General features: G+C 70.0%; 7 protein-coding genes. 2 read left to right on the top strand and 5 right to left on the bottom strand.

Going from position 1 to position 14,032, the window contains the following annotated elements:
- Window positions 1-34: 34 nt before the first annotated feature.
- The 5 genes from AB0L71_RS13210 to AB0L71_RS13190 form a co-directional block, all read right to left on the bottom strand.
- Entirely contained in the window at window positions 35-2,389 is a 2,355-nt protein-coding gene (locus tag AB0L71_RS13210; protein WP_365241851.1) for a glycoside hydrolase N-terminal domain-containing protein, read from the bottom strand.
- Entirely contained in the window at window positions 2,386-4,365 is a 1,980-nt protein-coding gene (locus tag AB0L71_RS13205) for a beta-galactosidase (RefSeq protein WP_365241849.1), read from the bottom strand. The genes AB0L71_RS13210 and AB0L71_RS13205 overlap by 4 nt, the downstream gene beginning before the upstream one ends.
- A gap of 50 nt (window positions 4,366-4,415) precedes the next feature.
- A complete protein-coding gene (locus AB0L71_RS13200; RefSeq protein ID WP_365241847.1) occupies window positions 4,416-5,396 on the bottom strand; it encodes a carbohydrate ABC transporter permease in 981 nt (326 codons plus the stop codon).
- A complete protein-coding gene (locus AB0L71_RS13195) occupies window positions 5,393-6,481 on the bottom strand; it encodes an ABC transporter permease subunit (RefSeq protein ID WP_365241844.1) in 1,089 nt (362 codons plus the stop codon). Before AB0L71_RS13195 ends, AB0L71_RS13200 begins: the two co-directional genes overlap by 4 nt.
- A gap of 101 nt (window positions 6,482-6,582) precedes the next feature.
- Window positions 6,583-8,250: an extracellular solute-binding protein gene (locus tag AB0L71_RS13190; protein ID WP_365241842.1), complete on the bottom strand. Its 1,668-nt coding sequence runs from the start codon at window positions 8,248-8,250 to the stop codon at window positions 6,583-6,585.
- Window positions 8,251-8,736: 486 nt separating this feature from the next.
- Between AB0L71_RS13190 and AB0L71_RS13185 the strand changes: the two genes are divergently transcribed.
- Window positions 8,737-11,646, top strand: coding sequence for a glycoside hydrolase family 3 C-terminal domain-containing protein (locus AB0L71_RS13185; protein ID WP_365241839.1), 2,910 nt, complete (start codon window positions 8,737-8,739; stop codon window positions 11,644-11,646).
- A gap of 61 nt (window positions 11,647-11,707) precedes the next feature.
- A complete protein-coding gene (yicI, locus tag AB0L71_RS13180; protein WP_365241836.1) occupies window positions 11,708-13,987 on the top strand; it encodes an alpha-xylosidase in 2,280 nt (759 codons plus the stop codon).
- The last annotated feature ends 45 nt before the right edge of the window (window positions 13,988-14,032 follow it).

Raw genomic sequence — 14,032 nt, 5'->3', positions numbered from 1 at the left:
GAAGGGTTGGCCCGACCGGCTTCGGATCTGAGGATCACCCACACGGTCCCAGTTCGAGCACGCGATCCACGCCGGCCGTCAGCTCCAGCGAGGCGACGCCCGCTCCGGCCGGGACGGGGGAGGATGCGCCCTCACCGACGAGCGTGAGACCGGTGCCGGTGCGCAGGTCGATCCGGGCGTCACGGGTGGGATGCAGGACCGCCGTGGCGCGGCCGTCGTCGGTCCAGAACAGATCCACGAGGGAGCCGAACCTCGTCCGTACGCCGCGCAGTTCGCCGGACGGGAGGGTGGCAGGCCGTGCGGGCAGCAGGACCAATCGGTTCGGGGTCGACTGGACCAGCGCTTCGATGACGACGGACGGCAGGGTGTGGGCCGCGTCCGCGTTGTAGACATCGCGGGACGGATAGTGCGCGCTCATCAGTGAGTCGTGGAAGAAGTCGCCCGCCAGTACGGCGTTCAGCGCGGCGGAGAGGCGTTCACCGTCCCGCAGCCGGGCCGCGACCAGCGCGTGGTGCAGATATCCGTGGGCCGAGTCGTTCTCGGCACCGCGCAGCTCCAGTGCGCGGTGCGCGGCGCGCGCCAGCTGCGGGGTGTCGTACGGGTTGATCCGGTCGAGGGGCCAGACCGGGTAGAGGTGGCTGAGGTGGCGGTGGTCGTACGTTTCATGGAGACCGTTCCACGCCCATTCGGCGAGGGCTTCGTCCTCGTTGACCCGGTACGGCGGGAGTCGGTCGGCCAGGGCCCGCCAGTGGGCGGCGTCGGGGTGGTCGCGGGAGAACGCGGCCGCGGTGGTCAGTGCATGGTGGGCGGCCGCGATGTCCATGGTGGCGTTGACCGTTCCCCAGCTCGCGTTCGCCGGACGGTTCTCCGGCGAGTACGAGGGGACGACGGCGACGCAGCCGTCGGGGCCGTTGCGGGTGAGGAAGTCCGTGTAGAAGACGGCGACTTCACAGAGCGCGTCGATCAGCCGGGGATCGGTGGTGCCGCTGGTCTCGGCGTGCTCGACGAGCGGTTGTAGGAGCCAGTCGGCACCTGCCGTCCATAGATGCAGCGGATAGGCGCGCTGGAAGTGGCGGGTGTGGCCGGACTCGCCGTCGGTGTGGGACGGGGCGACGATCCCGCGCGCGCCGAAGATCTCCCGGGCGTTGTCGCGCCAGTCCGCCAACTGACCGTGGATCAGGCGGGCATGGGCCTCGGTCACCTCGGGAAGGGCGGCCGGGGCGGCGGAGGCGATCTGCAGATTGAGGTTGGCGTTCGTGGTGAACGCCCCGGACCAGGCGGTGTTCCAGTCACCGGTCCACAGCCCGGTCAGCCGGGGCGGAAGCATTCCGGACGAGGAGAGCAGGTGGTACCTGCCCGCCGCGAAGAGCCTTTCGAGGAGTGCGGGGGACTCGGGTCTTCGGATCAACTCGCTTCCGGGCAGGGCGCGTTCTTCGGCGTCGCAGTGGAGGGTGAGCGAGGCCCGTTCGAAGGCGGGGCGGTGCAGCGCCTGATGCCGGGCGAGCAGCGTCGGGTAGTCGACAGGCGGCAGCGCGGCCCCTTCCCGCGCCGGATCCAGGTCTCCGGTGTGACGCCGCACCCGGGTCAGCAGCAGCACACCGCGTGCGCCCTCGACGTGGATGCCGTCGCCCGCCACCGACACCGTGCCGCCGTCCACCCGGACCGCGGTGACGCCGGTGTACGCGAGGTCGCTACCCGGATAGCCGACCCGCAGCGCCAGCCGGGCGCCGTCCGCAGTCAGTATGGTGCTCCGGCCGATCGCCAGGCCCGACGGGGCGCCGGGGAGGGCGGGGTCGAGCAGCAGGTCCGCGGTGATCCCGGCGCAGGTGATCCCGGAGCGGGTGACGTACTGGACGATGACGTCATCGGCCCGGGACACGAAGGTCCGGCTGTGCCAGTCCCCGTGCACCGCGTCGGTTTCGCCGGTGCTGAAGTCGACCGTGCGCCGGTACGGGGACGCTCCGGCCTCCTCGACCGTCGGCGGCGCACTGCGGATCCGGGTCTGGAACGCGGGGTGGAAGGGCTGCACCCACAGCAGGGGGTAGTCCGCCCCGAACCGTTCCGCCGCCGTGGTGTCCCCGGCCAGGAGCACGTCCTGGAGCCGCGCGAGCCGGTCGGCGAGCCGGGGCGGGCGGGCGTGCTCGCTGCCGTTGGGGCGGACCAGGGTGTGATGGGTGACGATGACCCGGTCGTCCACCGGATCGCCGTACACCATCGCCCCGTGCCGGCCGTTGCCGCTGAGGAAGGCGTCCTCCCAGCGGGCGGCCGGCCGAGGCTCCCAGGTGCCGTGGGCGGGGGGTCCCGCGGCGCCGATGGGGTACGGGCCCGCGGGGGATCCCGCGGCGCCGATGGGGTACGGACCACCGCCTGCCCGCTCGTCGCCGCTCATCGCGGTGCGCCGCTGCGCAGCACGGCCACCCCGTAGCGGCCCAGTTCCGCACGGTCGGTGACCGCGGCGCCGGTCAGCAGATCCAGGTGCGCACCGGGGACGGGCACGGAGACGGGGGACCGGCCGTGGTTCAGCAGGAAGAGCAGCTCGCCCCGGCGGACCGCCTCCACACCGGCGGGCAGCCCGGCCAGCACCGGGCGTGCGCCGGCCTCTTCGGCCACCCGGCCGAGCAGGGCGCGCAGTGCTTCCGGCTCCGGCAGGGTCGACACGTACCAGGCCCGGCCCCGGCGCAGCACCGCGGGCAGCCCGGCCAGCTCGCCGTCGCGGTAGGCGGACACCACCTCCGTGCCCGGCTCCGGCTCCAGTTCCTCGGACCAGAGTCCGGCCCGGAACCCGTCGCACTCCACCGTGGTGTCCGCGTCCAGCGGCCACCACTCATGGAGCGTCCGAATGCCGAAGAGCTCACGCAGCCGCGGGTCCATGCCGCCCGGCCGGATCCGGTCGTCGATGTCGGCCACGCCGCTGAAGAAGCCGCAGACCAGGGTTCCGCCGCCGCGCACATAGCCCACCAGGTTGTCGATCGCGGCATCGGTGAGCAGATAGAGATGCGGTACGGCCACGGCCTTGAACCGGCTCAGGTCGGCATCGGGGCGGGCGAAATCCGTGGCGATGCCGCTCTCCCAGAGGGCCCGGTGCCAGCGGCGGACGATGTCGGTGTAGTCGAGGAGGCTGGACGGGCGGCCCTCCTGGGACCCGGCCCACCAGGCATCCCAGTCGTGCAGGATCGCGACGTCGGCGGGCACGTCCGTGCCGCCGACCTCGGGGCCGAGGGTGGACAGTTCCGCACCGAGGCGCTTCACCTCCCGGAACGTGCGGCCCTCCTCGCCCGCGTGGGTGAGCATCGCCGAGTGGAACTTCTCCGAGCCCTGCCGGGACTGCCGCCACTGGAAGTAGCAGATCGCATCGGCGCCGCGGGCCACCGACTGCAAGGACCAGAGGCGGTTCAGCCCTGCGGGCTTGGGGTGGTTGACAGGCCGCCAGTTGACCGCGCTCGCCGCCTGTTCCATCAGCATCCACGGGCCCGCGGCCTGCGAACGCGTCATGTCGGCCAGCATCGCGTTGTACTGGCCGCCCTGCGGGTCCGTCGGATCCGGGTAGATGTCGACGGAGACGACGTCCTCCTCCGCCGACCACGCCCAGGCGTCCTGCCCCGACCACAACGGCATGAAGTTGGTGGTCACCGGGATGTCCGGGGTGTGCCGGGCGACGATGTCGCGCTCCGCCACATAGCACTCAAGCAGCGCGTCCGAGGTGAACCGCTTGAAGTCCAGCACCTGCGTGGGGTTCTTCATGTACTGCGCTGTGCGGGGCGGCAGGATCTCCGACCAGGTGTCGTAGCGCTGACTCCAGAACGCGGTGCCCCACGCCTCGTTGAGCGCCTCGACCGTGCCGTAGCGGTCCGCCAGCCAACGGCGGAAGTGGGCGGCCGTCTCGTCGCACCAGCAGTGCGTGCAGTACTCGTTGTTGATGTGCCACACGGTGAGCGCCGGATGGTTCGCGTACCGCGCCGCCAGGTCCTCGGTGAGCGCGGCGGCGTACCGGCGGTAGACCGGTGAACTCGCGCAGAACTGCTGCCTCGATCCGTACCAGACGACCGAGCCGTCCTCGGAGCGCGGCAGGGTCTCGGGGTGCCGCGCTCCCATCCAGGGGGGCGGGGACGCGGTGGGAGTGGCCAGGACGACGCCGATGCCATGGGTGTGCATCAGGTCCATCAGCCGGTCGAGCCAGCCGAACTCCCGGGCCCCGGGGCGAGGTTCGATCTTCGCCCAGGAGAAGACCCCGAGGGTGACGGAGTTGACCCCCGCCTCCCGCATCAGCCGTACGTCGTCCTCCCACACCTCCTCGGGCCACTGTTCGGGGTTGTAGTCGCCACCGAAGAGCAGGCGGCCACCGGTGGCGTCGTGCAGGGAAGGCATCGGTCTCTTGTTCCTCGGTTCGGGTCCGTGTGCGGAAGGCCGGTGTCGGGTCAGCCCTTGACGGCTCCCGTCAGCATGCCCTTCTGGAAGTGCTTCTGGACGAACGGTGACAGCACCGCGACCGGAACCAGGGCCAGCACCATGACCGCCATCTGTACGGCGAGGCTGTTGATCTGGCCGCTGCTCACCGCGGCCCCCATGGCACCCGGCGGCACCTGGTGCTGGAGGACCAGCTGGCGCAGGATCATCTGGAGCGGGTACTTCTCGCTGTCCTGGATGTAGAGCATGGCGTTGAACCACTGGCTCCAGTACCCGACCGCGTAGAAGAGCGAGATCACGGCGATCACCGCACGGGACAGCGGCATGATGATCTGCAGCAGGATGCGCCACTCGCCGGCACCGTCGATCCGGGCCGCGTCGATGAGTTCCGGTGCGGTGTCCATGAAGAAGCCGCGCAGTACCAGGATGTTGAAGACACTGATCGCGCTGGGCAGGATCATCGACCAGTAGCTGTCGCTCAGACCGATGCCGGTGACCAGCAGATAGGTCGGAATGAGTCCGGCGCCGAAGAACATCGTCGCCATCAGCGTCATCAGCAGCTTGCCGTGCGCGAAGGAGTCCCGCCGGCTCAGTCCGTAGGCGCAGAGCACCGAGACCACCATGCTGAACACCGTACCGACGACGGTCAGGCCGATGCTGACCAGCGCGGCCCGGGTGACGGCGCCGCCGCTGAGGAGTTCCTTGTACGCGACGAAGGTGATGCCCTTCGGCCAGACGACGAGGCCGCCCGCGTCGTTGATCGTCTCGGTGTCGGAGAGGCTGGTGACGATCACCACCCACAGCGGCACCAGCACGATCGCGCAGATCGCGACGAGACCGAAGCCCTTGAAGGCGAGGCCCGCCTTGGTGGGTTCCTCCTCCCACACGGGGCGGGGCTCCATGCGCAGGGCCCGCTGCAGCGGGGATTCCACGGGGGCAGCGGCGGGGGCGGCTTGTGCCGGGTCCTTCGCCGGTTCCAGGAGAGTCGTCATTTCTTGGAGTACACCCCCTGCTCGCCCAGCATGTGGGCGACCTTGTTGGCACCCAGCACCATGGCGACGCTGAACAGTCCCTTGAAGATTCCGGCGGCGGCCGCGTAGCCGAAGTCACCGGTCTTGATGCCCGTCCACCAGATGTAGGTGTCCAGGATTTCCGCGGCGCCCGGTCCGACCTGGTCGCGCTGGAGCAGAATCTGCTCGAAGTCGAGGTTGAGCGCGCTGCCGACCCGCAGGACCAGCAGCAGTGCGATGACCGGGCGCAGTGCGGGCAGGGTGACATGCCACATGCGGCGCCAGCGTCCCGCGCCGTCGACGGCCGCGGCCTCGTACAGATCGGTGTTGACGGCGGCGAGTGCGGCGAGGAAGACGATCACGCCCCAGCCCGCGTCCTTCCAGATGGCCTGGGCGGTGACCAGGAACTTGAAGAAGCTCGCATTGGTCATCAGGTCGAAGCCCTCGTGGCCGTGTTCGCGCAGCCACTGCGCGATCAGGCCGGCGCCGCCGAACATCTGCTGGAAGACGGTGACGACGAGCACCCAGGAGAAGAAGTGCGGCAGATAGATCACTGCCTGGACCCAGGCCCGGACCCGCGCACTCATGATCGTGTTCAGCAGCAGGGCGATCGCGATCGGGATGGGGAAGAAGAGGATCAGCTGGGTCAGGAAGATGACCAGGGTGTTGAGGAGGACGTCCCAGAATCGGTAGTCCTCGAAGATCCGGGTGAAGTTGTCGAACCCGACGAAGGGGCTGCCGGTGATGCCCAGGTCGTACACGTCGTAGTCCTGGAAGGCCACGATGTTCCCGAGCAGCGGGATGTAGTTGAAGATCAGCAGCAGGGCGATGGCGGGCAGCGTCATCAGGACCAGCGTGCGGTCCCGGCGCAGTCGCAGCCGCCAGGTGATGCCGTTCGCCGCCGGTGAGGTCTTCCCCGCGACGGCGCGTTTTCTGCCGCTGTTCCCGCGGGCACGGCTCGATGTGTTGTCGCCGTCCTCGTCGCTGCTCCCGTCGGCACCGATCGAGTCCGTGGCCCGGTCGGCCGAACGGTCCGTCCCGGTGGCGACGATGGCTCGTGGCTTCACCCTGTGCTCCCCATGTCGTGCTCTCCGCCCTGGCCGCCGGGCGTCCCTGCGCCCGGCGGCCGCCTCGCTGTCCTGCGTACGGCCTGTGTCCGCCGTACGTGTCAGTTGCCGGAGCCGTTCTTCTCGAGGATGTCCTGGTACCAGGCGCGCAGCTTGTCGCCACCGCTCTTCTTCCAGGTGGTGACCGCGGCCTCGATGTCGCTGACCTTCTTGCGGCCGCGCCGGATGTCCTTCTGCAGGTCGTCGAAGGGGGTGTACAGGGAGGCGTAGCGCTGCGGCTCGACGACCTGCATGCCGAAGAAGAGCGGCTTCTTGACGTACGGGGCCTGCCGGGCCATCCAGCCCGCGTAGTCCTTCACCACCTGCGGCTCGTCCGGGAAGGCGATGGTGTGCGGCGGCGAAGCCACGAACAGGAGGGTGGAGGGCTGTGCCTCCTGGATGCCCTTCGGGGTGAAGGTCGGCACACCGTCCTTGATCGTGTAGTGGGTGCCCTCCACGCCGTAGTTGGTGAGCATGAACTCCGTGGTGCCGTACGGCGCCGCGGCGAAGTCGGCGATGCCGAGGAACTCCTCGATCTTCTCCTTCGACAGCTTCTTGTTGAGGAAGGTGAAGATGCCGGCCGGGTCGGACTGCCACAGAACGGGGTCTCCGCCGTCGTGGTTGAAGAAGTCCAGCGCCTGCATGTCGAAGTCGGTGTTGGCGGCGTGCTGTTCCGTGACCATGCCCTTCCAGCCGCCGGTGCCGTCGTTGTACATCATGGTGTGTCCGCTGGTGAAGCGGATCTTGGCGTCGGCGTCCTTGCCGGCCTCGGCGTCCGGGTGGACGTAGCCGCCGTCGTGGAGCTTGCGGGCGAAGGCGAGCGCCTCGCGGTACTCCTTGGTCTCGATCTTGTGGACGAGCTTGCCGTCCTCCAGCTGCCAGTAGTGCGGAGCGTCGGGCAGCACGCCGAAGATCATCTGGATGCAGACCCAGAGGTCGTCGAAGGCCCAGACCTTCTTCTTGGCGTTGGTGTACTCCTTGCCGAAGGCCAGCAGTTCGTCCGCGCTGCCCGGCAGTGCGCCGGAGCCGATCAGGTCCTTGCGGTAGAAGAGCGCGTTGCCCAGGATCGGGTTCGGCATGGGCAGACCGCGGAGCTTGCCGCCGAAGACGGAGTACTGCCAGGCACCGGTCGGGATGTTTGCCAGGTTCGGGTACTTCTTGATCGCGTCGCCCGCCAGGTACGGGCTGAGGTCGGCGAACTTGGCGGTGATCGCGTTGCGGATCTGGCCCTGCATGTTCCAGCCGGGGATGGTCATGACGTCCGGGATGTCGGAGCCGGCCAGCACCGCGCCGATCTTGTCCTGGTAGGTGTTGCCGTCCTGCGGGTCGAAGTTCAGCGTGGCGCCGACCGCCTTGTTCACCGCCGTGTAGTACGGGTTGTTCTTCTTCGGGACGGTGCCCCAGAGCGGCGTCATGATCCGGAACTCGGAGCCCTTGCCCGGCGCCGACTTCACCGAGGTGACCAGCGGGTCGGGCAGCTTGGTGAACCCGGGGCTCGAACCGTTGACGCCCGCTACATCCGGCTGGACGAGGCTGGACGGGATGTGGTCCGGGAGGATCTTCTTGAGTGCCTTGCCCGTCGTCGTGCCGTCCTTGGCCCCGGCCCCGGAGCCGCCGCACGCGGCGAGGAGCGGTGCTCCACCGGCCACGGCGACCGCTGCGAGAGCGCTCGAAGCCAGGAAGCCCCGCCGGCTCGGGGCGGTGGAAGCGAGGGAGGAATTCGGCGTCATTGCGTCAACCCTTCGAGGCGCACCAGGACGACACCCGGCGGACTTCCGCCGATCGGCTCCTGTGTCTGAGGTGAGGCGTAGCTGGCTGAGCCGGTCGACCGGCCGCAGGTGAAGCGGTTCAACGGGGGAGGTGGCACAGCCTGTCACAGCGCTGGTCACCGCCCCGGAGATCCAAGGGCGAGGGTGCCTGTTCGAAACTCTGTCGAAGCGCTTCGATGTTGCAGCGAGGTTAAGTGAAGGGCCCCTGTCGCACAAGAGTCCGTTTCGAGATTCCTCCGCCGTGTTTCCCAACTGTTTCCTGACGCGGCGGAGAAGGGGGTTGACGCATGGTCGGATGTGCCCTTGACAGTGACGGGGTGCTGCACAGAGCATCGAAGCGCTTCGAAAGATCCTTCTCGTCTCGGTCGAGCCCTCTCTGGATGCCCTCCGGGACCCGTCGAAGCCCATGCTCCGAAAGACCTCCCACCTCTCCAAGGGGATCCGCACGTGACGGAACAATCGCAGCCCTTCCGCGACCCGCAGCTGCCGTTGACCCAGCGCATCGACGACCTGCTGCAGCGGCTCACCCTCGACGAGCGGACCGCGATGCTCCACCAGTTCGCGCCACCGGTGGACCGGCTCGGGCTCGGCGCCTTCCGTACCGGCCAGGAGGCCCTGCACGGCGTGGCCTGGATGGGCCCCGCGACCGTCTTCCCCCAGGCAGTCGGCCTCGGCGCCACCTGGAACGAGGAACTGGTCCGCAGGATCGGCGAGGCCGTCGGCACCGAGGCCCGCGCCAAGCGCGCCCAGGACGACCGGGTCGGCCTCAACGTCTGGGCCCCGACCGTGAATCTGCTGCGCCACCCGCTGTGGGGCAGGGGGGAGGAGGGGTACTCGGAGGACGCCGGACTCACCTCCGCCATCGCCGTCGCCTACACCCGCGGGCTGCGCGGCGACCACCCCCACTACTGGCGCACCGCCCCGGTGCTCAAGCACTGGCTCGCCCACAACAACGAGACCGGCCGGGACATCACCTCCTCCTCGGTCCGCCCGCGCGTCCTGCACGAGTACGACCTCAGGGCGTTCCGGGACGCCGTACAGGCCGGCGCGGTGGCTGGAGTGATGCCCGCGTACAACCTGGTCAACGGACGGCCCAACCATGTATCCCCGCTGCTCTCCCAGCAGTTGAGGCAGTGGACCGACCGGTCCCTGGTGGTCTGCTCCGATGCCGGGGCGCCGTCCAATCTCGTCGACTCCGAGCACTACTTCGACACCCACGAGGAGGCCACCGCGGCCTCGCTCAAGGCCGGGGTCGACTCCTTCACCGACCACGGCGAGGACTCCTCGGTCATGACCGGGCGCATCCGCCGTGCGCTGGAACGCGGTCTGATCGACGAACAGGACATCGACAGGGCCGTCCGACGCCTGCTGGAACTGCGCTTCTCGCTGGGCGAGTTCGACCCGCAGGACGACCCCTACGCGGTCACGGCGGACGGCGCGGCGGCGCTCATCGACACGCCGGAGCACCGGGCGCTCGCCCAGGAAGCCGCCGAGCAGGCCGTCGTCCTGCTGAAGAACGACGGCATCCTGCCGCTCGACCCCGGGGCGGGGAAGACGGTCGCCGTCGTCGGACTGCTCGCCGACGTCTGCAAGCTCGACTGGTACAGCGGCTCCCTCATCCACCGGTCCACTCCGCTCGACGGCATACGGGAACGGTTCGGCGCGGACCACGTCGTCTTCGCGGAGGGCGTCGACCGCATCCGCCTCCGGTGTGCGGACGGCTGGCTGCGGGTTCCCGCCGCCGACGGCGAGGACGCCCCGGCACGGGGCGCGGAGGGCGCACTCGACCCGGCCCTGCTCGCGGGCCGCACCGACCTGCCCCCGCTGACCTGCGACGACACCCCGTCGGAGCTGGCACTCATCGACTGGGGCAACGAGGTCATCACCCTCCGCGCCCCCGACGGCCGGTATCTCTCGGTCGCCGAGGACGGCTATGTCCGGGCATCGGCGGACGAGCCCGGCGGCTGGGTCGTCCAGGAGACCTTCCGATGGGAAGAGGTGGCGGACTGTCCGGGATGCCACCGCCTCCTGCACCTCGGCACCGGCCGGTACGTCTCCGTCGCCCCCGACGGGGTCAAGGTCGCCGCCGTGGACGAGGGAGTGTCCGGAGCGGCGGACGCCGCTGGGGCGACCGTCTTCGAGATCGAGGTGACCGAGCGCGGCGAGGACGCCGTGGCCCGCGCCGCCGCCGCTGCCGACACCGTGGTCGTCGTGGTCGGCAACGACCCGCACATCAACGGACGGGAGACCGAGGACCGCACCACCCTCGACCTGCCCGCCCAGCAGGACCGCCTCTGGCGCGCCGCCCACTCCGCGAACCCGCGCACCGTGCTGGCGGTCACCTCCGCCTACCCGTACGCCCTCACCGACGCCGCCGCCGCACTCCCGGCCCTGGTGTGGACCGCGCACGGCGGCCAGGCGGCCGGCACCGCACTCGCCCGGGTCCTGGCCGGCGACGTCTCCCCGGCCGGGCGGCTCCCGCAGACCTGGCACACCTCCGACGCGGAGCTGCCCGGCCTGCTGGACTACGACATCATCGGCTCCCGGCAGACGTACCTCTACTACGAGGGGACCCCGCTCTTCCCGTTCGGCCACGGACTGTCGTACTCGGCGTTCACCTACACCGGCCTCGCGGCCGAGCGCGAGGGCGACCTGCTGCACGTCCGGCTGACCGTCACCAACACCGGTTCCGTCGCCGCCGACGAGGTCGCCCAGCTCTACGTACGGGCCGTGGCACCGTCCGCCGTACGGCCCCGGCGCCAACTGGTCGCCCACCGAAGGCTGCACCTCGCCCCGGGCGCCGGGCAGCGGGTCGACTTCACCGTCCCGGTCGCCGAGCTCGGCCACTGGGACGTGGCCCACGGCCGGTGGACCGTCGAGCCCGGTACGTACGAGATCCAGGCCGGAGCCTCCAGCCAGGACATCCGGCTCATCGCCGCCCTCACCGTCGACGGCGAACCGCTCGGCCCCCGACCGGTCCTGGAGCACGGCCTGGAAGCGGCCGACTACGACGAGCAGTTCGGCACCGAGATCGTCGACCGCACCAGGACCGACGGCGACGTGGTCACCGCCTGCGCAGCCGGTGAGTCCCGCACCGCGGAGAACGGACTGCTCTTCCGGCGCTGCGACTTCGCCGACGGTGTACGGGCCGTCGCGGTGTCGGCGGCCGGGGAGGGGGCCGTGGACATCACGGTCGACGGCCGCGCGGTCGGCATCCCGGTCCAGGCCACGGCCGGACCGTACGACTACCGCACCCAGGAGTCCCCGCTGAACGCCTCCGGCGTCCACGACGTACGCATCACCCTGCGCGGAACCGTCCGCCTGGCCCGCATCTCCTTCACCGGGAACACCGAGTGACCGCAGCCGCCCGACGAAGCACCGTCCCTCACCGTCCCGTTGTCCACGGCAAGGAGTCCTCATGAAGTTCACCGACGGCTTCTGGCTCATGCGTGAGGGCGTCCGCGCCTGCTACGCCACCGAGATCCGTGATCTGCGCGTCGACCCCGACCGTTTCACCGCCTACGCAGCGGTGAAACGGGTCAGGGAACGCGGCGACACCCTCAACACCCCTCTGATCACCCTCGAATGCTTCTCCCCGGCCGAGGGAGTCATCGGCATCCGCGCCACGCACCACGCTGGGAAGGTCAAGCGCGGACCGGACTTCGCCCTCCCCGGACTGGACCCCGCGGCAGCCGGTGCACGCACCCGCATCGACGGCACGGTCACCGAACTGACCAGCGGCCCGCTGACCCTGCGCATCGACGGCGAAGGCCCGTGGGGCATGACGTTCCTCGACGCCGAGGGCCGCCGGCTCACCGGTGTCGACGCCAAGGGCACCGCCTTCGCCACCACCCCGGACGGCGCGCACCACATGATCGCCCAACTCGCCCTGGACGTCGGGGAGAACGTCTACGGCCTCGGCGAACGCTTCACCCCGTTCGTCAAGAACGGGCAGACCGTCGACATCTGGCAGGCCGACGGCGGCACCAGCAGCGATCAGGCGTACAAGAACATCCCGTTCTACCTCTCCTCGCGCGGCTACGGTGTCTTCGTCAACCACCCGGGCAAGGTCTCCTTCGAGATCGGCTCCGAATCGGTCGGGCAGGTGCAGTTCAGCGTCGAGGACCAGTCGCTGGAGTACTACGTCGTCGCCGGGCCGACCCCGAAGGACGTCCTCTCCCGCTACACCGCGCTGACCGGACGCCCCGCGCTGCCGCCGGCCTGGTCCTTCGGGCTCTGGCTGACCACGTCCTTCTGCACCTCGTACGACGAGGAGACGGTCACCTCGTTCGTCGACGGGATGGCCGAACGCGAGATCCCGCTCAGTGTGTTCCACTTCGACTGCTTCTGGATGCGCGAGTACCAGTGGTCGGACTTCACCTGGGATCCGGACGTCTTCCCCGACCCCGCAGGCATGCTGGCCAGACTCAGGGAACGCGGTCTGCGCATCAGCATGTGGATCAACCCCTACATCGCCCAGAAGTCGGCGCTGTTCGCCGAAGGAGCCGAACACGGCTACCTGGTGAGGCGGGCCAACGGTGACATCTGGCAGTGGGACCTGTGGCAGCCCGGCATGGCGCTCGTCGACTTCACCAACCCGGCCGCTCGCGACTGGTACACCGGCAAACTGCGCGTCCTGCTGGACCAGGGCGTGGACTCGTTCAAGACGGACTTCGGCGAGCGCGTTCCCACCGACGTGGTGTGGCACGACGGCTCGGACCCCGAGCGCATGCACAACTACTACGCGCAGATCTACAACCGCGCGGTCTTCGAGCTCCTGGAGAAGGAGCGCGGGCACGGCGAGGCGGTGCTCTTCGCCCGCTCGGCCACCGCGGGCGGCCAGCAGTTCCCCGTCCACTGGGGCGGCGACTGCTTCGCCTCGTTCACCGCGATGGCCGAGTCCCTGCGCGGGGGACTGTCGCTGAGCCTGTCCGGCTTCGGCTTCTGGAGCCATGACATCGGCGGCTTCGAGGGCACCCCCGATCCGGCCGTCTTCAAACGCTGGCTCGCCTTCGGCCTGATGTCCTCGCACAGCCGGCTGCACGGCAACGTCTCGTACCGGGTGCCGTGGGCCTTCGGCGAGGAGGCGGTGGACGTCGCCCGCACGTTCACCCTGCTCAAGCACCGGCTGATGCCCTACCTGTACGGGGCGGCGGCCGAGGCACACCGCACCGGCATCCCGGTGATGCGCCCCATGCTGCTGGAGTTCCCGGACGACCCGACCACCCGGATGCTGGACCGCCAGTACATGCTCGGCCCCGACCTGCTGGTCGCCCCGGTCTTCACGGAGGACGGCCGCGTGGAGTTCTACGTCCCGGAAGGGACCTGGACCTCCCTGCTGACCGGTGAGACGGTCACCGGCCCCGCCTGGCGCCATGAGACCCACGGCTTCGACAGCCTGCCGATCCTGGTCCGCCCCGGTGCGGTCCTTCCCTGGGGCGCCGACGACCAGCGCCCCGACGGCGACTGGCCGGACGGCCTCACCCTGCGGGTCTTCGGCCCGGCGCCCACGACCGGCCCCGCCGGGACACGCGTCACGGTGCCGGACCGGACGGGTGCGCCCGCCGCGACCTACCGCGTCGTACGGGACGGGGCCGCCGTACAGGTCACCGCCGAGGGCACGGACCTGCCGTACCGGGTGGTCCTTGAGGACACCGGGGCGACGGGCGAAGGCACCGGGACTGTGCGGGTGGGGTGAGGGTGCCGCGCGGGAGCCCACAACGGCTCCTGCGCCCCCGAGGGG

It is taken from the genome of Streptomyces sp. NPDC052052 (genome assembly GCF_040680455.1).
In the GTDB taxonomy this organism is placed as follows: Bacteria; Actinomycetota; Actinomycetes; order Streptomycetales; family Streptomycetaceae; genus Streptomyces.
Note: the sequence above shows the minus strand (reverse complement) of the source record. Positions and strands in the feature narration are given on the sequence as shown.